The following is a 24684-nucleotide window of genomic DNA, read 5'->3' as shown; positions in this document are numbered from 1 at the left end:
TTTTCGTTCCCATCCTCTGTATGGGAATGAATTTTAGCAGACTCTGGCTGCTATTAAATCAGAGGCAAAGCCTCTTTGTAACATTCCCAGTCTGAGACTGGGAACGAGATAACGAGATAAAAGTAAGAATTTTCTATTTTACTGGAAGCTTAAAGCAAGTAAGGTTAAAATCGCAAGCAAAGTCTAACTCTCAAGAAACTATGAAAACGGCGGAAAAATTGGCTGCTGGTTGGCTGCTTACACTCGGATTCATGTTTTTAACGACATCAGTAACAGCGGTAATTGCCAAAAATACCACATTCAAGCCTATCTTACCAGGGATAGAAGATGAAGCACTAGCCAAAGATTTTATCAATCACGAGGCACTATATCAACTTGATAATACAGCAGCCCAAGGGATCATGTTTGGTGTTCCTACGGCGTTATTGGGTGGATGGTTAGCATTAGGATTATACAAGCAAAGCCGACAAGATAAAAAAGCGTTGATACAACAAAAAAATCAGCATTTGCGATCGCAATTTTATCAAATATTACAAACAAATAATGGCAGAATTACATTGTTAGGTTTTGCCATGCAGTCACAGTTACCAGCCGCAGAAGCTAAAGAATATTTAGACCAAAAAGCTAAAGAATTTAATGCTAATTTTCAAGTCAATGAAGAAGGAGGGGTATCATATCACTTTGATCTTTAATGTCGCTTTGCTCATTTATAGCTAGGTAATAATGACACAGATTTTTTTAACCATAGCTGCTATTTTTGGCGGTTTATCTGTAGCTGCTGGTGCTTTCGGCGCTCATGCTTTGCGGGAAAAAGTCAGTGAAAGAATGTTGGAAATTTTCGACACTGGCGCACGTTATCAAATGTATCATGCCCTGGCATTGTTTTTAGTGGCTATCCTCATCAGTCGCTTTGAAACTCCACCTATAACTCTGTTATTTAGTGGGTGGTTATTTATTATTGGTGTCGTGATTTTTTCTGGTAGCTTGTATGCCATTACGTTTTCTGGTATAAAATCACTAGGAGCGATCGCACCATTAGGAGGAGTTTCATTAATGGCTGGTTGGGGTGCTTTAGCTATTACTGCTGCAACCATCAAATTTTGATACTTAATCAGTTATCAGAGTTCAATAATGGACAATTGACAATGGACAATTGACAGATTTTTTTGGTTTTTCCCCTTCAAAGGGTAGTTTTTAAACCTTGAATGAAACAATTATCAATTGTCAATTGTCAATTATCAATTGATAATAGGGTTTAGCAATACTAAACCCCTACTGACTCCTAAAATATTGCATTTAAAATATTGCATTATTCATAATCACCTTTGATTGTTTTATTACACTCTTATGTCTTCAATATCAGAAATAGCAGTTGAATTTAAAAATGTCAGTTTTAAAATTAATCACCGTCTTCTATTATCTAACCTAAATCTGAGTATTTATCAAGGAGAAGCATTAATTTTATTAGGGCGTAGTGGTAGCGGTAAAACCACAACTTTAAAATTAATCAATCATTTACTTACACCCACCCAAGGACAGGTTTTAGTACAGTCAAAACCAACTACCCAATGGGATGCAATTAAACTGAGAAGACGCATAGGTTATGTTATTCAAGAAACAGGTTTATTTCCTCATTTTACCGTCGCGGAAAATATTGGACTTGTACCATCTTTAGAAAAATGGTCAGCAAATAAAATTCAAACAAGAGTCCATGAAATGTTAGAATTAGTAGGTTTAGAACCTGGAAAATTTGCTCAACGTTATCCCCATCAACTATCAGGAGGCCAACGTCAACGAGTAGGAGTTGCTAGGGCTTTAGCCGCAGATCCACCTATACTATTAATGGATGAACCTTTTGGAGCTTTAGATCCTATTACTCGTTTAGAATTACAACAGCAATTTCAATATTTACAACAACAATTAGGAAAAACCGTGATATTTGTCACCCATGATATTCAAGAAGCTTTCTTTTTAGCTACAAGAATTGGTTTAATGTATGAAGGAAACTTGGTTGCTTTAGGTACAAGAAGAGAGTTTATTAAATCTCAACACCCTGAAGCACAAGCTTTTTTATCTTGTTTGAATGCTTTGAAAAATTGGGAAGAACTGAATTAAGCAAGGAGTCAGGAGTCAGGAGATCAAGGAGTCAGGAGTCAGAAGTGGGTAGTAAGGTTGAATTTAAACGCTTTATTAACTCTGAATTAATACTTCAAATACATCAATTAAAAACATCTAAAAATCAACAATCATGTTTTTATTTAAATATGCTTCAGAAATCATCCTTCGCAGTGGCGAACATTTAATATTAGTAGCTATAGCCATGATAGTGGCCATTTCTATTGGTATTCCTTTGGGTATTTTTATCACCCGTCAACCAAAACTTGCACCTCCAATTTTGGGTTTAGCAAACGCTATCCAAACTATTCCCAGTTTAGCCATATTTGGGTTTTTAATCTCCGTTCCCTTTTTAGGAGGAATAGGTAAAAATCCCGCCATTTTTGCTTTAACTCTTTATGCTTTATTACCGATAATTCGTAATACTTACATTGGTATTAATGGTATCAATCCTGCTATTAAAGAAGCTGGAGTAGGGATGGGAATGACAGATCAAGAATTATTATTAAAAGTCGAAATTCCCCTAGCTTTACCAGTTATTTTAGCAGGTGTCAGAGTAGCAACTGTGATATCTGTAGGTATTGCCACTATTGCTGCTGCTATTGGTGGTGGTGGTTTGGGAATATTTATTTTTCGCGGTATTTCTACAGTTAATAATGAATTGATTTTAGCAGGTGCAATACCCGCAGCTTTTATTGCGTTGAGTGCAGATTTTGGATTAGGTTTTTTAGAAAAAACTCTCACTAAACAAACAGGTAATAAACCAAAAATTGCAATAATTTTAGGGATAATTATTTTTATAATATCTGGTTTAATTGTCTTTAATTTTCAGCAAACACCAGCCACAATTACTATTGGTTCAAAAAACTTTACTGAACAAGTAATTTTAGGAGAAATATTAGCACAAACAATAGAAAACAATACTAATTTAAAAGTAGACAGAAAGTTGAATTTAGGTGGTACATTTATTGCCCATGAAGCAGTAAAAGCGGGCAAAATAGCGGGTTATGTAGAATATACAGGTACTGCATTTGCAGCAGTTTTAAAAGAAAAAACCATTACAGATCCGCAAGTTGTTTATGAAAGAACTAAAAAAGCATATCAAGAAAAATATAATTTAACAGTCATGCAACCTTTGGGTTTTGAAAATACCTATGCGATGCTTATTCGTGCTGAAGATGCAAAAAAATTGCAAGTTAAAACCCTTTCAGAAATTGCTAAATATACTCCCCAAATGCAAGCAGGTTTTGGTTATGAATTTTTAGAACGTGCTGACGGTTATCCTGGTTTCTCAAAAACTTATGGCTTAAAATTTGCCAATATTAAACAAATGGAATTAGGGGTGATGTATCAAGCTTTAAAAGAAAAACAAGTTGATTTCATAGCTACAAATTCTACAGATGGGTTAATTCAAGTTTTAAATTTAGTGATGTTAGAAGATGATAAAAAATATTTTCCACCTTATGAAGCTGTACCTGTTTTCAATCAAGAAATTCTGGAAAAATATCCAGAGTTAGTAGAAACTATTAATAAATTAGCGGGTAAAATTTCTACAGCAGAAATACAGCAGATGAATTATCAAGTTGATAATCAATCTCAACCAGTGGAAGATGTGGTGAGGGAGTGGTTAAAATCTAAAAAAATATAAATTTATAAATATAAAATTTACAAAATTTATGAAAAAATCTTGCTGATACTACTACAAGTTAAGAATTATGCTAATATAGAGATAAGCAATATTTAACAGTAAACAAAATGAATACCTATCAAACTTATTTAACAATTGATAATTCTCAACAGGTAGTTATCTCTAATTTACCTTTTGCAGTAGGAACAAAGGTAGAAATCAAAATTCACGTAGTTGATGAAAAAAGATTAGCTGCTGCTAATCAGTTAAAGGATTTATTTAAAGAAATTCAATCTTTACCTTCTTCCCAAGAAATCACAGAAGAAGAAATTTGTGAAGAAATTGATGCTTACCGGAGAGGAGAATAAAGGTTATTATAGATACTAATATTCTCATATCTGCTGCTCTGAAAAATAAAGTCCCTGAACAAGTAGTTTTATTTGTTGCCTTTAATTTAGAGTATACTTGGTTAGTCTCAGAAGAAATTATTGAAGAGTATCAATCAGTATTAAATAGAGAAAAGTTAAACATTAATTTAGATAGACGCAATCTTTTTCTAAAATGTGTAAAAGATGTTACTACTTTAATTAAAGTTGATAATACTATTGAGTTTAAAAGAGATAGAAAAGATGCCAAGTTTCTTAGCTGTGCTATAGCGTCTAAAGCTGATTTACTGATTACTGGGGATAAAGATTTTAGCGAAGCACAAGCACTAATTGAGACTAAAATTATCTCAGTTTCTCAGTTTAAGGAAACATATTTGTCTTGATGGGAATTTACTTTCAATTACAACTGTTCCTTGATTTTCTCAAATATCAAATCCGGTATAGCGTGTTCTGTACTATAAACAAAGTTATATTTCTGTTCTATTTCCTGCCAATTAATTCTCTTGTCTGATAAAATTTCTTCAGTAAACATATCCAAAGCTTTACCTGTTAAACCTCGTTCTAAACATCTTTTCATCAATAACCGACTTTCCTCAATTTCTCCAATACATTCAAATGGTGTATGTTCACCTAAACCTACCATTTCTCGGAAAGTAGGAAGTAAGTCTACATCATCAAATAAGTTGTTTTTAAAAACCTCATTAACAATATTTTGTTGAGAAAATGCCATTAAACCTAACCAAACATAAGCACATTTAGGACATTTCTTACACCAAGGTTTCTGCACATTACAAGAATGTATTTTAGAGATAAATTCAGGGTATTTACTAAAGTTTTGAAAGATGCGATAATCATAAATTGGTTGTAAAATACTGAAGTATTTAAAGTTAGTTAATAGATGTTCTCTAATAAATTGATCTAAAATCTGTTCTGCTGCTAAACCTTTACCCCATTGATGATTAACTTCTTTATCTATTTCATCCCAAAATAAATTACCTGTATTTGCACTTTTTTCATGGGCTAAACATAGATAATTATATCCTTGATCTAACATTAAAATCAAAGATTCAAAAATAGAAACTGGTGTTTCTGGTGCAGTAATACCAGAATTTTCAGGAAAATATAGTTTCAGAAATGGAAAGTCTGTAAAATCATCAAAAATAGAGATTTGATGTTTAGAGGTAGGTTTAACACATTCTAAAACTTGGGAAATTAAATGATGTTGAAAATCAGCTTTTCCATAAACACTATGGGAATATTGCATAGAAGCAAAAGGAATACCTGCTTCCTCTAACATTTTCATAGCTAAAATGCTATCTTTTCCACCACCACAACCAGCGAGAATAGTTTGATGATTTCCTAAAATTTCCGCAGGTTGACTTACTCCTAATTTTTGAGAAGTGATAATTTCTGGTTGTTGATAGTCAGTGATATTATTTTCATACCAATGTTGTCCAAATACTCCTTGATAAATTTGCACAAATAAATCTAAAACCGCAGGTTCTAAATATTCAGCAATGACAGAAATATCATAATATTCAGGAAATAAAGAACATAATTTCATACCTTCAAATAAAGCAATATGAGAAACTATGCGCTGGATAAAAGGTTGAGAATATTTTTGCATCAACCCAGAAAAAGAAACATCATGATAGAAAATCTTTGTGGAAAATTGAAATTTATCTGCACTGTAGATAATTTCTAGATGATGTTCATGAACTTTCAAACTGTCAATTTTTATAACTGATATTTTCATGATTATAAAGTTATTTTTGATTTCATAATGTAGGTTGGATTGACATTAGGAAACCCAACATTGATCAGATGATTAACTTTTGTTGGGTTTCACTTTGTTCAACCCAAACTACGAAATTTACTATGGTTTAACCCAACCTACAAAATTAACTTTTGTTGGGTTTCACTTTGTTCAACCCAACCTACGAAATTTACCATCCCCAAGTACCTGGTTCACCTTTAAATGGTCCAACAATATCCGCAGTGATCCATCCGCCATAAAAATCACCAGATTGTGGTTTTACTAGCTCATCATTGACATAACAAGCATCCATTAAAGCTGCGATAAAACCATAGTATTCTTGAATGGGTAGAAAATCTGGTGTGGGGTTAAAATATCGCCAAGATGCAAAATTGATATACTTATCACCAATCTTGATATCATAATATTGATATGCACCTTTCCATTCACAAAGATTTTTCTTTGGTGTTTCTATTAAATGTTCTAGTTTGATGTCTTCTGGGGGGAAGTAATAGGTGGGAGGATGACTGGTTTCTAAAACTCTTTTTCCTCTGGTGGTTTCTGCTAAAACAATACCATTACAAATTACTTTCAGATGTTTGTCGGTATCTTGTAAAATTGCTGGACGGGGATAGTCCCAAACTGATTCTTGTCCTGGTTTTGGTGGGATGGGTTGTGGTCTGATCATTGTTAAATTACTTAATTAATGGGATATTTTTTTCACGCAGAGGCGCAGAGAGAAATAGAGTTATTGTTTAATGATTTGATCCCGGAGTTAAGCAACCCCGGAATTTTTATCATTACTTAGTTTACACCAGCAGCTATTTTTGTGAGTCCTCCATGATAGTTGATGATTTTAGATTCTGCTTTACCAATTTGAGCTAGTCTAAATTGCCAATCGGATATATCTGTATAGCTGAGATGATGGGTATCACAACTGGGAGTCCATAAACCACCAACTATAGATGGATCATCAAAACGTAGTAGTCCTGAATTACGGATGGTTTGTCCTTGGGGTGTTCCGGGTATGGGAGAAATTGCGTAGGAAGCTACTTGAAATTCTAAGTCTGGGTTAATTTCTCTGAGTTGTTGATGGAGTTCGGATACTGCTTCTTCGAGTTGAAGTAAACTGTCGTGGTTGTCTTCGGGAAGACCGATGATTAAACCGTAAACGATGACAGGAAGACCTACTCTGACGATCGCTTTCATCATTTCACAATGTTGTTGCCAGGGCAGGAGTTTTTTGTAAGATCCTGTACCGAAAACGGGACGTTCTGCGGGAATATAACCTAAAAATCCGCCAGCTTTGCCATCCCATCCCCACAGTGCTTCGATCAGTTCTTCGTCGGGTGTGAGGTCTGTGTTTTCGTAGTTGCGTCCTCTTCCTAATGTGGCTTTTCTCAGTTCTAAACCGTTAGGCCATAAAAGGGGCATTCCCATTTCTCTCGCTGCTGTGGTGATTTCGATAATTTCTTCTCTTCCGCCTGGAAATAAGACGCGGCCAAGAAATTGATCTGAACCCATGACTGTGCATTTTGCGCCGGCTTCTTTTTGTCGAGCAATCCAATTGATGGTAGTTTGGGGTGACATCCGGCGATAACCTGATGTGTAGGTGGGAGTTTGGCAAAAGTCACATTTGCGATCGCACCCAATGTCAGGATATACCGAACCTATGGGTACTAAATCTTCTACAAAGGGTTCTTCTGAATATTCTTGTCCTAAACATTGTCTGGCTACATCTACCGATGGTAATGCCCATTCATCGGGACTCATGGCTTGTGGGCGTGTGGGATGATAAGTACCATCGGCTAATATTACTCCTGTGAGTTTTTCCCTGGGAGTTTTACCGAGTACATAGTCAAAAATCGGCCAGTTAGCTGCACCAGATTTATCAATTACTATTGCTGTTGCACCTGCGTCTAAATAATATTTGGGTTCTGCGATCGCATCTGAACCACCAACTACAACGGGTTTTCCTTTACTGGCAAAATGGGCGATCGCCATACAAGTTACTTGACGTTCTTGGGTATAATTAACAGTGATTCCCCAAGCATCATAAGTTTCAGGATCTATATCATAAATCCTTTGACCTACATAGGCTTTAGTCAAATTCATCCCTTTCCAAGTTACTTCTCCAAAGGGTTCTTTTGAATCACCGGCTTTGAGATTTACCAGTTGAGCATCAAAACCACCCGCTTGTAAATCTGCCATTAATACCTGTTTACTTAATAAGGTATTACGTCTATATAATGCCGTCCAATTATGTCCTTCTTCGTCATACAATCCCAAGGCGGGTACTTCAACTAATCCGATGCTTGGATTTTTTAATTTCATAAGAATCCTCTGTTAATCCTTGATAGTTTCAATTATTGATAACGGAGTTTCGCAACAGTGAGATTTATATTTTGATTCAACTTTTGTAGATTATCATTATTTTATACTGTGGGAGGAAAACTAACAACAAAACTTAATTAACTGCTTAATTTGCCTAAAATTCCTAAAAATGAGGTTTTGATATGTCAAGAACTTCAATAATGGACAATTATCAATTATCAATTGTCAATTGTCCATTGATAAAATACTAATCCTCACTCTTGGGAATAGTCGCCGGCAGTAAAATACCTTGGTTTTGAAAATTATCCATATAAAGTTTACGCAACACACGCTGAATATGCAGATGTTTTCCCGGTTTTACCTTAGTTAAGGTTCGTAATAACAAGTGAGATTCACTCAAACTTTCTACACCTTCTACAAAAGTTGCTTCCAGGACATCTAGATCACTGGCTTTTAATTGTTGTCCTATTTCCCCAATTACTTCATATATATGTGATAAATTAGAATCACAAGGTACATTGACTTCCACAACCGCAAATATATACTGTTTAGAATAATTAGTAATTGAACCAATATCACCATTACGAATAATATGTAATTGACCATTAGGATGTCTAATGCGGGTGGTTCTCAGTTCTATTGCTTCCACAGTACCCTCTACTGCTTTTTCTTCAGCTTTCCCAGCTTCAATATAGTCACCTACCAAATAGTAATTTTCAAAAAGAATAAAAAAGCCACAAACTATATCATTAATTAATGTCTGTGCGCCTAACCCCACAGCAATACCCACAATCCCCGCACCAGCTAAGATAGGAGTAGGATTAATATCAAGAATATAGAGAATAGAAACCGCAACACTAAAGTAGATAAAATATTGCAACAAACTCCGAAACAAAGGAATCAAAGTTAAACGTCTACTTCTTTGGGTTTCAGTCAAATTCTGGTTTTTTAACAGCACCTCCTCTAATAGTAAGTAAACCACCTCAAACATCACACGACTGAAGAAGATGATAGCGATGATTTGGATAATTTTTAGACCAAAGGTAGCCAATTTAGCTATTAACTGAACTTGCTGAATAACTAATGTGACTGTACAGACGTAAATCACAAATTCCAAACACCGCTTCAAAAAGGGAATCAGGTGTTGGAGTCGATCATAAAATCTCAGCAGGTTATCAGGACTGGAATATCTGACACTCAGAACATCTAGAGTATCAACAATTGCGGCCACTGCTTTGAGAATGAGTAATCCGACAGCAATAATCAGATAGATTCGGAGTCCAATATATAGATATTCTGAAACTACTGTGGGTAGTTTGAGAAATTGGGTACAAGCAATAATCACCCATAACCAAATTCCACCTCTAATCCTTTGATTGAGGGAGGTAAAAAAAGCATCTATACTTTCATCATCAGCTGTATTTTGGTCTAAGTTCTTGGCGCGATTACTAGCTATTTTTAACCAATGTTTAATAACTTTTAGAGCGATCGCCGCAGCAATTATAACACCAATACTTTGAGCAATACCAATTCCTAATGCCAGCCAAAATCCTGATGGAATACGACGGATCAAGGCTATTTTATATTGTTGGAGGTCTTCACCCTGATAGATCAGAAAACCATTAAAACCAACAATGAAAACACACAATAATATACCAACAAGCAACAATAAACCAGTAATATTACGGCGCAGAATTTTGATTTTGATATCGTCGCCTTTTAATATTGATAATCTAACCAATAGCTTAAATAGCTTACCTACAAGCCATCTGCATATTATAAAAACAACTATTAAAATGCAAACTTCAGCTAAAGTAATTAATATGTTCATAATCAGGTAATTTTAGTATTATTCATGATGTCCAAATACCCAAATTTTTTGAAAGTTTTTAAAAAATTCGGGTATATCCATAACTGAAATTTTCTAATTGTTGCTGTTTAGCATCGGTTTATATTTTTCAGGTTCTGTTCTCAACTCTACATACAGAGAATCAATACCCTCTTGTTCTAAAAGCTCCAAAATCGCTAAATTTAAGTTTCTCTCAGCATCAAAATAGAGGTTATCATCATTTACAAATGCCATCAACTCAATTACACGAGCATTCTTTTCAATGTTTTTGAAACGCACTGTACACTTAGGAGACAAACCAGGAATAGCTGTTGGCATTTGTTGAATAGCATCACAAATTCTCTCTGTTTGTTTTGCAGAAATACCATCTATTTTGAGAATTAAATTTAGACCCCACTTTAATTCTTCCCCGGGATTTTGTGACCAATTTTCTACAATTCCAGAAATCATGCGAGAATTGGGCATTTTCATGATAGAACCCCACTTAACTATATGTAGTGTTGTAGTTCTAAATCCAATCTCCAGTATTTGTACAAAACCATCTACTCCTGATATTCCTACCCAGTCACCTTCACGATAGAGATTATCAGAGTAGATAATAATTGTACAAAACCAATCATAAACAATGTCTTTGAACAGTAAACCTAACGTGATACCAGCACCACCGAGTAACCCAACTAAAGCCGCCGCAGATTGTCCTAGAAATATTTCACTGATTTTAATTACTAATACAATAATTGCCGCTGATTGAAAAATTTTCGGCATCAAAGGTCTGAGTAATTCATCAAGCTCAGTCTCGGTTTGCAGGACAACATTAGCAATTAATTGACCTAAAATTGACGAAGCACGATAAACAACATAGCCAACAATGAAAATAACTATTAGGTTCAGACTCTTACCAATAGTATCCGTTAATTTAGAACCTAATTCCTCGGAAAGAATTTCCTTAATCAACCAAAATCCACCAATGAGAATTAGCCAGTTTAAAGCTGGCTTAATAATCGCAATTAATTCATCATCAAGGGTAGTTTCTGTTTTGCTTGTGAACTTTTCAATGGTTTTAATAATAACCGCTAAAACAAATCGTCTTAATGTTTGTGTAATCGTCAGTATGACAATAACAGCAGCAATTTTAGCTATGGGGATATTGGAATAGTTGATACTTTGTAAGGCATTTAATACAGTTTCCATGTGTGCCTCTTTTGGCTAAGTTAAATCTTGGATAAATATTTGAGTCGGTTAATTTTATAACATAGATAAATTCTCAGCACTCAAAACTTTATAAAAATTACAGATATATCTATCTATTTGTAATCTTGATTTATGAGTGCTGATATCAGCCTTATTCAACCTGACAAAGAATCAATCCAAACCATCCCTTTTCGTCTGTACAAGTTTTGATAGTTTTTAATCCTTTACTTTCTAGTTGTTGTGACATCTTTGTTAAATTAAACTTGCGAGAAATTTCTGTAAGTATGCTTTCTCCTCCTTCAAAAAACACTTTTAAATCTAATGCTTCCAAAGTTACCCAATGGCTTTTTTGACAATGTAAATACATTTCAATTTGATTTTCTACCTCATTGTAAATTGCTTGGTGTTTAAACAAACTAATGTCAAAATCACCTTGAAAACGCCAATTTAAATGAGAAAGCATATTCAAATTAAAAGCAGCAGTCACACCTTGACTATCGTTATAAGCAGCTTCTAAAATATCCTTGGGTTTTTGTAAATCAATTCCGAGTAAAAAGTAATCCCCAGTTTGTAAAGTGCGAGAAATTTGATTTAAAAAACCATCGCATTCTTCTGGGTTAAAATTACCTAAAGAACTTCCCAGAAAAAACAACATCCGCGACTGCAAATAATTACTTTCTAAGTGTACCAAAGCTTGATCATAAGTTCCTAATAAACCATGAATTGCAATATCAGGATATTTCTCCTGTAATTGTAAAACGCTGGTTTTGAGAATACCCCCACTGACATCAATAGGAAGATAACGACAATTATCAGCTATTTTTTGATAAGCGTCTAATAAAAGTTGAGTTTTTGTAGAACTTCCACTACCTAACTCTATCAACTCACAACAATTTGTAATTGCTGCAATTTCATCAGCATATTGTTGTAAAATAGATGCTTCTGTGCGAGTAGGATAATATTCAGGTAAATCACAAATTTCTTCAAACAACAAAGAACCACGATCATCATAAAAGTATTTTGGTGATAAAGTTTTATGTTTTTTATTTAATCCCTCAATCACATCTTTACCATCAATAGCTAACTCTTGATAATGATGATCTAAAACTGTTAAAATTTGTGGGTTCAATGTTTCTGCAATCATGGTACATATCCTGGGAATTAACTGGTTACAATTTTTATTTTTCGTAATTTTGCGGTGTTTCAGACATATCTAAACAGTTTTCTATAACTGTCACCAATGCCTGTCAACTAATTCAAACTTTCAGCAATTCTAAAACCAACGTGCTGATAGAAAAAAGGACGAAACCAATTTCGATAACATGGTAAAGCCATAGTACCATTAGTTGCCCAAGAACCACCTAACATCATTTGATGTCTATTATCAAAAAATGGCGCTGATTGATCTTCATACAGATAATGGGTTTGAAATCCTGGTAAGGGGTAAAATGTACTAGATAACCATTCCCAAACATTCCCCCGTAAGTCAAAAATACCTGATTTATTGTTTTTTGAACACATTCCTACTGGTGAAGGTGAAACATATTGTAAATTGAGATTGTAGTTATTTTCTAAACCATCACCTCCAGAAAATTGTAAAGCTTGATTCCATTCTGCTTCTGTCATTAAACGAGTATTACCACCTTTCCAGCAACAGTAAGCTATGGCTTCATAATAATTGACTTCCACAGGCCAATCTAATGGTAAATTTATTTCATCAAAGGTAGCACGATAGAGGTATTTCCCATTGTTTTTGTCCATAAAATCTGGTATCCAAAATTTTGGATGTTGCACATTATAGATTTTCTTCCAATCCCTAGATTCTAGCATCCAATATTCTAAATTTTCATAACCACCAGCTTGAACAAATTCTAAAAATTCCCCATTGGTGATTAAATTTTGACTGGCTAAAAACGGTTCAACTCCAATTTCTAAACTACCATATTCACTGTCCCAACCGAAAGTTAAATCATCATCTTTTTTACCTAATTTTACCACACCACCGGGAATTTTCATCATTTTATTATTAGGAGTTTTCCCATTTGTAGGCGCATAATTCCAACCTTGGGGGCGTTTTAATTGATCAACAGGTAATTGACGCAGTAACATGGATGAAGTTTCAAAATGGATGCGACTGTGTTCAATTGCCATTAATAAAGCCCATAAAGGATGTTGTTGATCAATGGGCAGATTTAAAGGGGTATTTTTGATAATGTTTGTAATTTCGGTTTTGGCTTTTTCTCGATATTGCCAAACTTGATCTACGTCAGGCCAGATGATATCTTTTGTTGCTGCTTCTAGTTCATCTGGTGTTTCTGGATCAACACCAATTTCAAACAGAATTTCAAATTGAGGATGAATGCGATTTTCTAATAAACCAACCCGAATTAATTTGTTGATGTAAAAAACTGCCGAATGTCCCAGATAAAAGATTAATTTGTTTCTTAAAGGATCAGGACAGCGGTAAAATGTATCTGTGCTAGTTATGCTTTTGAGTAGGGTTGCTTCTAGTTCCCAAGAATTTTCAAAATAGTTGAGCAGGTTTTCGGTACTACAATGATCTAGCTTGGGTATTTGAGTAGATGCTAAGTTATTCAGCCTGGGAATTGTTTGCATTGTATTATTTTGAGTTCTACCAAGGTGCGATGCACAACTTTTTATTATCCTTATTTTTAAATACCGCACATCGGTACATTTTTTTCATTGTTAACCAAAATTTAACTTTTTTGACATTTTTGCTGAAGAAAAGTTAAAATATCATGTTTTGCGTAACATTTTATGGTCAAGTTTTCCGAATAACTACTAGTATATATACTTATTTGCCAAATTTTGTGCCAAATTTTGTATTAATTACAAGAATATCTTGTTTCATTTACTCTACTTTGATCTATTAATAATCTGGTGGGAATTACCCACCAAGACAAATCTAAATTCTTTTTCTACGTTTAGTTTCTGGTGTATTAATTGGTAAAGGCAAAACCTCAGCTTCACTGCTTTCTCTAGCAACACGAATTAATAATCCACAAGCCACCAAACTAGCAATCATAGAATTACCACCATAACTAAACATTGGCAATGGTAAACCCGTTGTTGGTATCGCCCCCGTAGCCACACCAATATGTAATAATGATTGTCCAATAATCACCACAGTAATACCTATTGCCACCAGCCGATGGATAGAACTTTTTGCTTTCATGGCTACAATTAATCCTAAAGTAGCGAAGACAGCTAAAAGTAACAAAAGTACCATACTACCCACAAAACCAAATTCTTCAGCAAAGATGGCAAAGATAAAATCAGTATCTTGAATAGGGAGATAAAAAAGCTTTTGTTGAGAAAGTCCAAAACCCACACCCCAAGTTTTCCCTGTACCTACAGCTAATAAACTTTGTACCAACTGATAACCATCTCCGGTAGGATTTGCCCAAGGGTTGATGAAAGACATCACCCTTCGGCGTTGATATTCTTTGATAGTAATACTTAATAGGGCTAATAAAAATCCACCAATAGCTGTTCCTCCCAAGTATTTGTATGGTATTCCACCAGCTAGGGCAATTAACCAAACTGTGATTCCACAAAGTGCAGTTGTACTGAGGTTTGGTTGAGCTAAAATACCCAATAGCACCAGACAGAACACACCTAACCAGGAAAAACGAATTTCCCACGTTAATCTTTCCCAATGGCCAAACAGCTTCGCACTTTGCAATACTAAAAAGGGTTTAATCAATTCTGATGGTTGCAGGGGAATAGGACCGATCGCTATCCATCGTGCTGCGTCAAATGCTTTTTTTCCCACTCCGGGAATAAGAGTCACGAAAATTAACAACAAAAACAGAAATAAAAACCAATGAGATACCGCCAAAATTTTCCGTAAGGGAAGATTGACAATGATGTTGAATAGTATTAATGAAACTAATACCCAAATAATTTGACGCTGAAAATAATACATTCCATCACCCTGACGAACATCAGCCACGGGATAGGATGCAGAAAAAAGTACAACTAAACCAACAGACAACCACACAAAGGTTAACCAGCGTAATAAACGCGCTTCCAAAGCCCAGCTGGCAACGGAACTATCAAAAATAGGGATTAATTGGCGTAAATTCACAAGTTACAGGAATAGCAACATAAGCTATTGTAGGTTTTAAGGTTTCATTTAGTCTAAAATAATTAAGACTTACGCAGGATTGAACTCAACACCTGATTCTTGCGTAGGGGTAATTCATGAATTACCCCTACTTTCGTTTTCTTTTGCGTAAGTCCTGATAATATGTAAAATTATAGGAAAGCTGCGATCGCCTCATCAAAATTGAGTCATCAATTAGACTAATCACCTACCATAACTTTAACTTCTTGCTAATTGCCTTCAATAGACTTCTCCAAAATAGAATGTATTAATTTGTCATAAGTTGTAGGGGCGACGCTTATGGGCGATAATTTAACGGAAAAATCAGACATTTAGATATCCCATAAGCTTCGACCTGCCCCCATAAATAGGTTCCATAATTTCTTTTCTGGAGATATCTAATTACCAATTAGATGGTTTTCGGAGATGTCTAATGTACAGATGTTATTTTAATGTCTGTACATTTTATTTTTTTCTTCCGTCTATTATTGGCGTAGTATAGGGTAAAAGATATCTACGATGAGCTACGCTAAGGCTTATCATTGATACTATAAACTATGCCTACAGTTTTATAAATTTGCTACTATTAAATTATTGAAACTGCTGAAGGGTAATTTTCACCTGTGAAATCAACTTTATACCTCAAGGCCAAAGTTCTGCCAGGAAACAAAATTGAAATTGAAACTCCCAACCTTGTAGTGGGACAAACAGTGGAAGTAGTGATTTTAGTTTCTGAAAATACTCCTGATTCTGGAGAAAATCAATCTCTTTCTTTAGAGCAACGTTTGGCTTTTTTAAAGTTACCAATGGCTGAACGCAGACGCATTTTAGAAAGTCAGGCTGAAACAATGATTTCTCATTATGAAGAAGATTCTGAATGGAAGGAGTTAATGTCAGGTGACATCGTGGACTACTAACCGTGACATACCTAAGCGGGGAGAAATTTGGCTGGTTAATTTTGATCCTACTATTGGTGCAGAAATTAAGAAAGTCCGTCCTGCTGTTGTCATTAGTTCTGACGCAGTGGGTAAACTTCCCATCAAACTTATTGCTCCTATTACAGACTGGAAACCATATTTCTCACAAGATTTCTGGCACGTAAAAATTGAACCTGACACTACAAATAGTTTAGCGAAAGTTTCAGCAATTGACGCTTTACAACTGAGGGGTGTAGATTTACAAAGATTCATTCGCAAATTGGGTAATGTGTCTGACGTTACAATGTCAGAAATTGCTGCTGCCATTCTTGGTGTGATTGAATGGGAGTTTTGATTCTATCGGCGATCGCTCTCTCACCTGCATACCACAAATAATTATTAATCAGTATAGAAGACCATAGGAAGCGATATCTACGATGAGCTACGCTAACGCTCATCATGGATACTTGATGTAATACGTAAACTTTTGTAAATTTGCTACTATTCAATATTGCGACCGAGTAAAATTATACTGAATAAATAAGTAGGTAAGATACAAGCGGGAAAAGTTTTTATGATCAACCAACAAAATACAAGTAATAAAATTATTCAAGAACTACAAAACCAAATTGGTGAAAAAATCATCACTTCTTTTGATATGGTTGCACAAGATAGAAGTAATTATTTTGCTAAAAATCCTTATCAAGATCAAAGACCTTCCATAGAGTCAGCTAATTTAATTGTTAATGGCTATGCAAAACGCAATGGAGGGATATCAGCAGCCGCTAATTTAGTATCAGGTCCATTGGCAATGTTAGCAGTTGCTCCAGAAATTATCACAGTAATGCGAAACCAAATTGCCATGATTTATGATGTGGGTGTAGCTTATGATAAGCAGCAATATTTAAACAAGGAACTATTAGCAGGTGTCTTAATTTCTTCATTGGGTACGGGAGCAAATAGAGTTATTGTTATCCAAGCTAGTACAATTATCACTAAAAAATTAACCCCGTCCATATTTAAACGTATAGTTCATCAATTGACAGGAAATGTAGTCAGCAGGGCAGGGAAATCAATTGTTAGTCAATCTTTACTACCTGGAGTTGGTGCTACTGCTATGGGTTTATGGTCTGCCTATTCAACTAAACAAGTAGGTAATAAGTCTATTCAAATATTTGAAAAAGAAATTGAGATATTAGATGAGACTCCATCATTAAGTGAATCTAGCATTGAATATACTGATAATCTTCTTCCTACATCTGACATAGAAGAAAATAAGATAACAGGAGAAAGACTAGAATTATTAAAGATTAAAACCCTGATTAATTTAATGAAAGTTGATGGTAGTATTGAACCTGAAGAAAAAGAATATCTCAAGACGATTATTACCAATGCTAATTTAACATCAGCAGAAATTCAGGAAATCAAAAATTTATTATCTGCCCAGAGAATAGAAGTAGATTATTCAATAATAGCTAAATATCCCGATGATGCTTTAGGGTTATTAATTGATTTGATCGCACTTGCAAAGCGTGATGGAGATTTTCACATAACGGAAAAAATGTACATTAAACAAGTGGGAAAATTAATGGGATTTTCTGAGGTAGATATTGCAGAAATGATGTTAGCTTATTAAAGTTCAGACCAAGAATAAATCAATATCCAGCATAAATGCCCAGAAAAATTCGGGAACTAAAAGCCGAGATTGCACGTAAAGGGTTTGTGTATCTACCAAAGCGTGGGAAAGGCAGTCATGAGAGATGGAAACATCCTTTACTGAGGAAAACATTAACAATTCCAGGTAAAGATGGAGATGATGTTCCACTTTATCTAGAAAAGCAATTAGCAAAGTTATTAACTGAACTGGAAGAATTAGGAGAGGAGCAAAATTAATGAGTCAATACAGTATGATTATTCAATGGTCAAAGGAAGACCAACTTTTCCTAGTTACAATTCCCGAATTTAGCCATCTTGTGATCATGCCTTGCACCCACGGAAAAACTCGTGAAGAAGCAATTAAAAATGGAGAAGAAGTAATCGAAATGTACCTAGAAGCTTGGGAAGCAGAAGGTGAATCTATCCCTGAACCTAACACATTGCAAATTGCATCTTAATTACCAAATACCCAAACGTTTACGCGCTTCCTCTAAAGATACTCGTTGATCAGATTGAGAACGTCGGGCTAAAAAGTCCATAAATTCCTGATTTTCTTGCAGTGCTTTAACTTCAGCAGCAAAATCATCAACCACACACAAAACAAACTCTCTCCCATCAGCTTTCTTAATAATTACAGTATCATTTTCCGCTAATTCTAATAATTCAGATATTGTTAATGTAGATTGGGAAAGCTCAATAGTTCTCATAAATTTTCATCCTGTTCATCCTTTAATCCTGGACATCCTGATTCAGACATCCCTATTCCCTGCTATCAATAAAAAAAGAGGCCATCACTGACCCCTAAAAAATCTACCAAAATAATCTCTGATGTATGTATAGAAATTAAGCCAAACCAGTATTTGTACCTTGCTTACCAGTTGCTAATTCTACCTTAACAATCTTACCGCCCATTTTTTGAATCCGTTGTTGTTCACGGAACCAGTTTTCATAAGGAACTAACTTAGTGAAGTAAGTATTTTGTAATTCGCGTTGGGTGCGGGTGCGAGTTAAGCTGGGAACACAAGCAGTTACTTTAAATAAACGAGCCATTTTTTTCTAAACTCCGTGTTTGTCTGGAAAAACTTTTTTATCTCAAAAATCTTGAGTACAACTCTTTAATTTATCTGTAAGGATTGAAATGATTTAGCCGTCAGTTGTCAAATCTCCATCTACCAAGCCAAAATAAATAAATAAATTAAATATTATTCTGACTCCTGACTCCTGACTCCTTACATTTCAAAGCCTGGAAATCAAACATCAACACTAGACCGCTAATACTCATGTTTAGTAAGCAATAGAACGACCTAGAACTCATGGTTGATTTCCAGACCTTAATCAAGCCGCACCTAAATTATAAGTGCAAAGCTAACTCCTAGCTCAAGCCAGAGGAGATATAGTCGAAGTAAACGCCCATTTCTTTACCAGCGTCAGGACCAACCAAGCTTGCAGTTACTTCTTTCATAGCTTGGATAGCTTGAACGGTAGCGCCTACGGGTACACCCAAGGAGTTGTAGGTTTCTTTCAAACCGTTTAATACACGCTCGTCGAGGATGGAAGGATCTCCAGCCAACATAGCGTAGGTGGAATAACGCAAGTAGTAATCCAAGTCACGGATACAAGCTGCGTAACGACGAGTGGTGTACATATTACCACCGGGACGGGTGATGTCAGAGTACAACAAGGATTTAGCTACAGCTTCTTTAACGATCGCAGCAGCGTTAGCACTGATGGTTGTAGCTGCACGAACGCGCAGTTCACCAGTAGCGAAGTAACCTTTGAGCTTTTCTAAAGCAGCGGTATCAAGGTATTTACCTTGAACGTCAGAGGAATTAATTACAGAGGTAATTGCGTCTTGCATTGTTGTTATTTCCTTATTTCCAGATTGATTGCAACAGTTTTCAGTTTCAGCAGTTAATTAGCTGTAACCTATGACATTGCACCAACAACGTAGTCGAAGTAAGCGCCAGCTTCAGCTGAGTCTTCAGCAGACAACAAGGTAGAAGCAACAGCTTTCATAGCAGCAACGCCACCAGCAACAGCGTCAATGGGAGTACCCAAGGACTTGTACATTTCACGTACACCAACGATACCGATTTCTTCGATGGGGGTGACATCGCCAGAAACGATTCCGTAGGTTACAAGACGCAAGTAGTAGTCTAAGTCACGAAGACAGGTAGCTGTCATTTCTTTACCGTAAGCGTTACCACCGGGAGAAACAACATCAGGACGCTTTTGGAACAATTGGTCGCCAGCTTGCTTAACGATGCGCTCGCGGTTGTCGGTCAATACTTGAGCGATGCGGAGACGTTGTGCGCCACCAGAAACGAAGCTCTTAATGCGATCTAATTCACCAGGGCTGAGGTAGCGAGCTTCTGCATCAGCATTCACGATGGACTTCGTGACGATACTCATTAATGGATTCCTCCAAAACTAATGACACCAGTTTTTAAACTGGTAAGACTTTGATTTGATTGATAACTGTTTTGCATCTTAGTACAAAGTGAGTCACATTTACTCAACAAAAGTACATAAGTTGAAAAATTTAATTATCCTTCCGCAAAATATTCTCCGGCATTATGTTGAGCATTTATTACTGCTCTTAATACTTTGTAATATTTTCTTTCAGAAATGCTCATTTTGAGGGAACAGGGAACAGGGAACAGAAGGCAAGAGGCAAGAGGCAAGAGGCAAAAGGCAAAAGTTAATATTCTCTCCCCCCTGCACCCCTGCTTTCTTCACTGTCACCTGTCACCTGTCACCTGTCACCTGTCACCTATCTACCACCGCGACCGGTTAAAACAGAAGGAGACAAGCTAGACCAAGATTGTTTTACGAGGTCAGCTTCAGCTTTCACGCTACCCAAGTAGTTACCCGCAGGTAAAGATGGGAAGCGGTTGTAAGGTACAACATCTTCACCGAAGTAACGAGCGTATTCTGGGCTATTCACCATACTTTCAACAGCCGCCCTTAAACCGCTATCAGCCAATATTTTGTTATATTGACGGATTTCGCCTTGAGTTGCGGGTGCGCGTCCCAAAATGTGACGGAATAAAAATTCAATCACTTTGGTGTTGGGATAGGGTGTGTAGAAACGCTTGCGGTAAATTTCTGAACTTGCCAACTCTAGGACAAACTCACGCACGGTAATTTCCCCGTTACGCAGTTTGCTATCTAAATCACTGCGACGGAAATACTCAGGAATTTGACCACTAAATACGTCCATCACCTGAACATAGATAGCGTTAATTACCTGATTGGTTTCAGTTGAATTTGTACCAGTGGTAGCGCGGAAAATACGGGCAGGTTTGCGGCGACTTGTACCAACACCAACTTCTACCGACTGACCACGACCATCGTTAAAAGAACGACCTAACTCGATGAACAAGGGTTTGGTCTTGTCCATTTGTCTAGCTTGAGCCGCCAAATCTGCGATCGCATTCGCTAACATTGGCGTATTCTCAGTCTTAATCCGGGGCTTCACTGTTTCAAAGCTAGGTACAACCAAATCATCATTTTGCTTGGTTAGCTGGTTGTAAAGCTTCTCGGTATTCGGGAAGTTAGCCGCAGGTAAAGTTGGGAAGCGACGGTAAGGAACAGTATCTTCACCAAAAGCTTGAATATACTCAGCACTATTCACCATTGCACCGATAAAGGCTTTAATACCTTGAGTAGCCAAAATTTGGTTATACTTACGGATTTCTGCCTGATCCATTGGCGCACGGCCTAAGAAATGCTTAGTACCCATCTCAATCACTTTCGTGTTGGGATAAGGTGTATAGAACTCCTTCAGGTACAAGTTAGAGTAACCCAAACCTTCAATAAATTCCTTAACAGTGATTTCTCCGTTACTCAGCTTACTTTCTAAATCAGTAAACTCGTTACCAGCAACATAAGGAGCAATATCACGCTCGAAAATTTGACGGTAAGCAGCACCAATCAAAGTTTTTACCGCAACCTTATCACCAATACCAGCGATCAGTTTGAAGACCTTGGTTTGCTCACGCTGCTTAGTAACACCTTGGTTAATGCGGAAATCAATATCTGGTTGGGTCCGCATTTCCTTAACTTCACCCAACTCCACAAAGCGAGGAGTTTCTTCCTTCTCAACTTTGTTGATATCTTCGCGGATAGTTCCCACACGCAGTTGACGCAAGGATACACCAGCAGGTGTTAAATAACGCTCATAAGGAACGGTATCTTCACCGAAAGCTTCACTGTACTCTACAGTGTCAAGGATGGCATCAACAACAGCATAAAAGCCTTTCTTAGAAGCAATATCAAAATACTTGTTGTTTTCTTGACGACCATAGGTAGGACGACCTAACAAGCGACGGTGAATGTATTCAATCGCTTTACAAACATACAAGGAAGTCCAGTACATTTTGCGGAATAAATCAGACTTCGCCAACATCCGCACAAACTCGCGGACGGTGATTTCGCCGTTTTCCAGTTTGATTTCCGCAACTTTCAGGCGTTGACCTTCGTAAACATCACGACCGAATACTTGCAGGTAACAAGCTTTGATTACCGCTTGGGTAGAGCTTTCAGAGAATTTGACACTTGTACCCTTACCAGCATTTCTGCTCATAGTACCGGGTAACTGGTCTAATTTGAACACTTTCGCGCCCAAAGTACCAGGAGCAACACCACGCGCACCGGGTTTACTGAGTTGATTATTGATACCAGGTCCTTGGTGAATCAAGATCCGACGGGTATCTTTACCGAAAGGTGCAGGACTGCTGCTGGGGTTGCGGGTTTCTTTCGGGAAAATCGCGCCAAATTGAATTTCTAACGGATCATTACCAGAACCGTAGGGATGTTGATCGGGTAATGGTTGTTCGTAAGCAGCAAAGGTGGTAATGAATTGGGGAACTTTGCGGAAAGGCGCACTGTATTTAAACAGGTCTTGCTGTGGTCCCCAGTTGCGACACTCTTGAGCTTCTTGACCCAGCCCCCGGATGTAGGGAACGGTTTCTTCACCAAAGTAATCTGCGTATTCTTTGGAGTCTACCAAAGCATCCACTAAAGCGGGTAAACCACCGTTAGAAATAATTGCAAAGTATTTTTGCACTTCTTCCCGGCTGCTTGGTCCACGTCCCAAAATGTGACGGAAAGCAAGTTCTATTACCCGGCTGTTAATAAAAGGCTGGTAAAACTGTTTTTGGTAAAGGGGAGATTTAGCTAAACGACGAACAAACTCCTTCATGGAGATATCGCCATTTTTAACTTTTGATTCTAAGTCAGAGATCGATAAGCTGTAAGCACGGGTAATATCGCGCTCAAATACTTGGCGGTAAGCAGCTTTGACTACTTCAGTTTTTTCGCTAGAAGACAAACCAGGCTTCATAGCGTACTTGGGACGGCGTTCTGCGGCGTTGAAGTAAATTTGAGGTAGTTGTAAACCTTGTTGATCGCCGGAAGGACGTTGACGAACTTTTGTAGATGGTGTAGGTGCTTTGAACTCAGTCAGCAACACATCCATGTACTGAGTCACGATTTCTGTTGCTTCAGGATCTTTGCGGAAGAATGACAAGGAAGCAATTTTAATTTCTTGTAAAGCTACAATGGTAGCTTCACCAGAACAAGCGTTTTCAATGATTTCCCGCAAACCTCTGGTGTTTACAGAGATGATATTAGGATCACCCGCAACAATGGCATAGGTAGCATAGCGCAAGAACCAGGACAAGTCCCGTAAGCTCTTGGACATATTGCCAGGACCATAACGAGCAACGTTAATGGGTCTAAAACCAGGAGGTGTGGGACCACCTGCGGAAGTGTTGAAGATGGAACGGAGGTTTTCAAAGAAGCCACCACGACTTTCAACGTAGGTGACTGTTCCTAGTTTCATGCCTTCTTGGACATTAGCACCAGCGCCCACCATTGCCATTTCCGGTTCTTGGGGCTTTTCTAAGAAAGCCATTGGTGAACCACCAACGAAGATCCGGTTAGCCGCACGAGAAACAATGATCTCAGAATTTTCGGTGAGGATCTGCGCGATTTCTAAACGTTTTGCACCAGAAGCAAAATAGCTTCCTAGTTCAGTTAGTTCACCTTTTCCCAAAAAGCGATCTTGTTGTTCTGCTTGGGAAATGGTCGCTACAGGTAAGGTTTGATATAGTTGCGGACGTGCAACTGAACTTCCACCACTTGCCTTAACACTCATCGGATTTCTTAAACTCCTATAAATAAGTTTATGTGTTAAGTCTGAGTTGATTTTTGGCTTGACATATTGGTGTATTTATGTATAGTACGCCAGTCAAACTGCCAGTAAATTAACCCAGTTCAGTTTTTAGATTAGAACGTTTTGCGGTAACGCTGCTAATTTATTAAGAAGTATGTCAATTCTGTAATCTAAATCTGCCTATTGGCATAAGTACCTACTCTAGACAGGCTGGGAAATGTTGAAGTTTTGTATGTTTATGTTACATTCGCTTTCAGCATATTTTGTAGCTGATTTCTTTTTATTTTATAATTTTTTAATATTTTGGTGATTTGTAAGTAAATATAAATTATTTTTTATGTGTATGGATTAATTTAAATGTAAATACTCAGGTTAATGTATGACTATTGTTTGTATGATATGTCTAAATATGCCCATCAAATAATAGAAAGTATCAATTGGTTTGATAGGTAGGATGTAATTATTTACAGGATGATATTTTTTGTCAGAATCAGGATTTTCAGGATGTTTTATTTGTCTGAATCAGGATGTCCAGGATTAAAG

24 protein-coding genes are annotated in these 24684 nt (G+C 36.6%); 11 read left to right on the top strand and 13 right to left on the bottom strand.

Annotated features, from left to right (window positions below):
• Positions 1-200: 200 nt before the first annotated feature.
• The 6 genes from IQ237_RS00240 to IQ237_RS00215 all read left to right on the top strand — a co-directional run bounded on the left by IQ237_RS00240 (position 201) and on the right by IQ237_RS00215 (position 4511).
• Positions 201-692: a hypothetical protein gene (locus tag IQ237_RS00240; RefSeq protein WP_194051051.1), complete on the top strand. Its 492-nt coding sequence runs from the start codon at positions 201-203 to the stop codon at positions 690-692.
• Between the two features lie 31 nt (positions 693-723).
• Positions 724-1104, top strand: coding sequence for a DUF423 domain-containing protein (locus tag IQ237_RS00235; RefSeq protein ID WP_194051049.1), 381 nt, complete (start codon positions 724-726; stop codon positions 1102-1104).
• 243 nt (positions 1105-1347) lie between these two features.
• Complete coding sequence (locus tag IQ237_RS00230; protein ID WP_194051047.1) at positions 1348-2115, top strand: ATP-binding cassette domain-containing protein; 768 nt, start codon at positions 1348-1350, stop codon at positions 2113-2115.
• 133 nt (positions 2116-2248) lie between these two features.
• Entirely contained in the window at positions 2249-3763 is a 1515-nt protein-coding gene (locus IQ237_RS00225; protein WP_194051037.1) for a glycine betaine ABC transporter substrate-binding protein, read from the top strand.
• Positions 3764-3870: 107 nt separating this feature from the next.
• The gene (locus IQ237_RS00220; RefSeq protein ID WP_194051034.1) at positions 3871-4110 is read left to right on the top strand and encodes a hypothetical protein; all 240 of its coding nucleotides are present in this window, start codon (positions 3871-3873) and stop codon (positions 4108-4110) included.
• Positions 4107-4511: a putative toxin-antitoxin system toxin component, PIN family gene (locus IQ237_RS00215; RefSeq protein ID WP_194051399.1), complete on the top strand. Its 405-nt coding sequence runs from the start codon at positions 4107-4109 to the stop codon at positions 4509-4511. Before IQ237_RS00220 ends, IQ237_RS00215 begins: the two co-directional genes overlap by 4 nt.
• A gap of 17 nt (positions 4512-4528) precedes the next feature.
• On the opposite strand, the gene IQ237_RS00210 is transcribed toward IQ237_RS00215, so the two are convergent.
• The 8 genes from IQ237_RS00210 to IQ237_RS00175 all read right to left on the bottom strand — a co-directional run bounded on the left by IQ237_RS00210 (position 4529) and on the right by IQ237_RS00175 (position 15369).
• Positions 4529-5884 carry a hypothetical protein gene (locus IQ237_RS00210; protein WP_194051032.1) on the bottom strand — a complete coding sequence of 452 codons (1356 nt, stop codon included), beginning with the start codon at positions 5882-5884 and terminating at the stop codon, positions 4529-4531.
• A 190-nt stretch (positions 5885-6074) separates the two neighbouring features.
• A complete protein-coding gene (locus IQ237_RS00205) occupies positions 6075-6572 on the bottom strand; it encodes a DUF427 domain-containing protein (RefSeq protein ID WP_220609143.1) in 498 nt (165 codons plus the stop codon).
• Positions 6573-6688: 116 nt separating this feature from the next.
• Positions 6689-8218 (bottom strand): radical SAM protein, encoded by a 1530-nt coding sequence (locus IQ237_RS00200; RefSeq protein ID WP_194051030.1) that lies wholly within the window; start codon positions 8216-8218, stop codon positions 6689-6691.
• 247 nt (positions 8219-8465) lie between these two features.
• Positions 8466-10049 carry a mechanosensitive ion channel family protein gene (locus tag IQ237_RS00195; protein WP_194051027.1) on the bottom strand — a complete coding sequence of 528 codons (1584 nt, stop codon included), beginning with the start codon at positions 10047-10049 and terminating at the stop codon, positions 8466-8468.
• A gap of 93 nt (positions 10050-10142) precedes the next feature.
• Positions 10143-11258 carry a mechanosensitive ion channel family protein gene (locus tag IQ237_RS00190; RefSeq protein ID WP_194051025.1) on the bottom strand — a complete coding sequence of 372 codons (1116 nt, stop codon included), beginning with the start codon at positions 11256-11258 and terminating at the stop codon, positions 10143-10145.
• Between the two features lie 151 nt (positions 11259-11409).
• Positions 11410-12402 carry an L-histidine N(alpha)-methyltransferase gene (gene egtD, locus IQ237_RS00185; RefSeq protein ID WP_228019423.1) on the bottom strand — a complete coding sequence of 331 codons (993 nt, stop codon included), beginning with the start codon at positions 12400-12402 and terminating at the stop codon, positions 11410-11412.
• Positions 12403-12509: 107 nt separating this feature from the next.
• Positions 12510-13874: a 5-histidylcysteine sulfoxide synthase gene (gene ovoA, locus IQ237_RS00180; RefSeq protein ID WP_194051023.1), complete on the bottom strand. Its 1365-nt coding sequence runs from the start codon at positions 13872-13874 to the stop codon at positions 12510-12512.
• Between the two features lie 310 nt (positions 13875-14184).
• On the bottom strand, positions 14185-15369 hold the full coding sequence (locus tag IQ237_RS00175; protein WP_194051021.1) for an FtsW/RodA/SpoVE family cell cycle protein: 1185 nt from the start codon (positions 15367-15369) through the stop codon (positions 14185-14187).
• Positions 15370-16010: 641 nt separating this feature from the next.
• On the opposite strand from IQ237_RS00175, the gene IQ237_RS00170 reads away from it, so the two are divergent.
• The 5 genes from IQ237_RS00170 to IQ237_RS00150 all read left to right on the top strand — a co-directional run bounded on the left by IQ237_RS00170 (position 16011) and on the right by IQ237_RS00150 (position 18418).
• A complete protein-coding gene (locus IQ237_RS00170; RefSeq protein ID WP_194051019.1) occupies positions 16011-16304 on the top strand; it encodes a hypothetical protein in 294 nt (97 codons plus the stop codon).
• Positions 16285-16659 carry a type II toxin-antitoxin system PemK/MazF family toxin gene (locus IQ237_RS00165; RefSeq protein ID WP_194051017.1) on the top strand — a complete coding sequence of 125 codons (375 nt, stop codon included), beginning with the start codon at positions 16285-16287 and terminating at the stop codon, positions 16657-16659. The genes IQ237_RS00170 and IQ237_RS00165 overlap by 20 nt, the downstream gene beginning before the upstream one ends.
• Positions 16660-16878: 219 nt before the next feature.
• A complete protein-coding gene (locus tag IQ237_RS00160) occupies positions 16879-17940 on the top strand; it encodes a TerB family tellurite resistance protein (RefSeq protein ID WP_194051015.1) in 1062 nt (353 codons plus the stop codon).
• A 35-nt stretch (positions 17941-17975) separates the two neighbouring features.
• The gene (locus tag IQ237_RS00155) at positions 17976-18197 is read left to right on the top strand and encodes a type II toxin-antitoxin system HicA family toxin (protein WP_096567347.1); all 222 of its coding nucleotides are present in this window, start codon (positions 17976-17978) and stop codon (positions 18195-18197) included.
• Positions 18197-18418, top strand: a complete 222-nt coding sequence (locus IQ237_RS00150; protein WP_187040351.1) for a type II toxin-antitoxin system HicB family antitoxin — start codon at positions 18197-18199, stop codon at positions 18416-18418. Before IQ237_RS00155 ends, IQ237_RS00150 begins: the two co-directional genes overlap by 1 nt.
• Here IQ237_RS00150 and IQ237_RS00145 read toward each other — a convergent pair whose 3' ends face one another.
• The 5 genes from IQ237_RS00145 to IQ237_RS00125 form a co-directional block, all read right to left on the bottom strand.
• Positions 18419-18667 (bottom strand): hypothetical protein, encoded by a 249-nt coding sequence (locus IQ237_RS00145; RefSeq protein WP_194051013.1) that lies wholly within the window; start codon positions 18665-18667, stop codon positions 18419-18421. It lies immediately after the preceding gene.
• A 136-nt stretch (positions 18668-18803) separates the two neighbouring features.
• The gene (locus IQ237_RS00140; RefSeq protein WP_096567343.1) at positions 18804-19010 is read right to left on the bottom strand and encodes a phycobilisome linker polypeptide; all 207 of its coding nucleotides are present in this window, start codon (positions 19008-19010) and stop codon (positions 18804-18806) included.
• Between the two features lie 322 nt (positions 19011-19332).
• A complete protein-coding gene (gene apcB, locus IQ237_RS00135; protein ID WP_015213876.1) occupies positions 19333-19818 on the bottom strand; it encodes an allophycocyanin subunit beta in 486 nt (161 codons plus the stop codon).
• Between the two features lie 68 nt (positions 19819-19886).
• Complete coding sequence (gene apcA, locus IQ237_RS00130; RefSeq protein WP_194051011.1) at positions 19887-20372, bottom strand: allophycocyanin subunit alpha; 486 nt, start codon at positions 20370-20372, stop codon at positions 19887-19889.
• 361 nt (positions 20373-20733) lie between these two features.
• A complete protein-coding gene (locus IQ237_RS00125) occupies positions 20734-24123 on the bottom strand; it encodes a phycobilisome rod-core linker polypeptide (RefSeq protein ID WP_194051009.1) in 3390 nt (1129 codons plus the stop codon).
• Positions 24124-24684 lie beyond the last annotated feature (561 nt).

It is taken from the genome of Sphaerospermopsis sp. LEGE 08334 (assembly GCF_015207205.1).
In the GTDB taxonomy this organism is placed as follows: domain Bacteria; phylum Cyanobacteriota; class Cyanobacteriia; order Cyanobacteriales; family Nostocaceae; genus Sphaerospermopsis.
Note: the sequence above shows the minus strand (reverse complement) of the source record. Positions and strands in the feature narration are given on the sequence as shown.

Coding starts and splice junctions, on each gene's coding strand:
- IQ237_RS00225 (WP_194051037.1), top strand. CDS start 2,249: ATGTTTTTATTTAAATATGCTTCAGAAATCATCCTTCGCAGTGGCGAA.
- IQ237_RS00125 (WP_194051009.1), bottom strand. CDS start 24,123: ATGAGTGTTAAGGCAAGTGGTGGAAGTTCAGTTGCACGTCCGCAACTA.
- IQ237_RS00210 (WP_194051032.1), bottom strand. CDS start 5,884: ATGAAAATATCAGTTATAAAAATTGACAGTTTGAAAGTTCATGAACAT.
- IQ237_RS00160 (WP_194051015.1), top strand. CDS start 16,879: ATGATCAACCAACAAAATACAAGTAATAAAATTATTCAAGAACTACAA.
- IQ237_RS00150 (WP_187040351.1), top strand. CDS start 18,197: ATGAGTCAATACAGTATGATTATTCAATGGTCAAAGGAAGACCAACTT.
- apcA (WP_194051011.1), bottom strand. CDS start 20,372: ATGAGTATCGTCACGAAGTCCATCGTGAATGCTGATGCAGAAGCTCGC.
- apcB (WP_015213876.1), bottom strand. CDS start 19,818: ATGCAAGACGCAATTACCTCTGTAATTAATTCCTCTGACGTTCAAGGT.
- IQ237_RS00190 (WP_194051025.1), bottom strand. CDS start 11,258: ATGGAAACTGTATTAAATGCCTTACAAAGTATCAACTATTCCAATATC.
- IQ237_RS00235 (WP_194051049.1), top strand. CDS start 724: ATGACACAGATTTTTTTAACCATAGCTGCTATTTTTGGCGGTTTATCT.
- IQ237_RS00230 (WP_194051047.1), top strand. CDS start 1,348: ATGTCTTCAATATCAGAAATAGCAGTTGAATTTAAAAATGTCAGTTTT.
- IQ237_RS00200 (WP_194051030.1), bottom strand. CDS start 8,218: ATGAAATTAAAAAATCCAAGCATCGGATTAGTTGAAGTACCCGCCTTG.
- IQ237_RS00195 (WP_194051027.1), bottom strand. CDS start 10,049: ATGAACATATTAATTACTTTAGCTGAAGTTTGCATTTTAATAGTTGTT.
- ovoA (WP_194051023.1), bottom strand. CDS start 13,874: ATGCAAACAATTCCCAGGCTGAATAACTTAGCATCTACTCAAATACCC.
- IQ237_RS00155 (WP_096567347.1), top strand. CDS start 17,976: ATGCCCAGAAAAATTCGGGAACTAAAAGCCGAGATTGCACGTAAAGGG.
- IQ237_RS00205 (WP_220609143.1), bottom strand. CDS start 6,572: ATGATCAGACCACAACCCATCCCACCAAAACCAGGACAAGAATCAGTT.
- IQ237_RS00220 (WP_194051034.1), top strand. CDS start 3,871: ATGAATACCTATCAAACTTATTTAACAATTGATAATTCTCAACAGGTA.
- egtD (WP_228019423.1), bottom strand. CDS start 12,402: ATGATTGCAGAAACATTGAACCCACAAATTTTAACAGTTTTAGATCAT.
- IQ237_RS00240 (WP_194051051.1), top strand. CDS start 201: ATGAAAACGGCGGAAAAATTGGCTGCTGGTTGGCTGCTTACACTCGGA.
- IQ237_RS00140 (WP_096567343.1), bottom strand. CDS start 19,010: ATGGCTCGTTTATTTAAAGTAACTGCTTGTGTTCCCAGCTTAACTCGC.
- IQ237_RS00145 (WP_194051013.1), bottom strand. CDS start 18,667: ATGAGAACTATTGAGCTTTCCCAATCTACATTAACAATATCTGAATTA.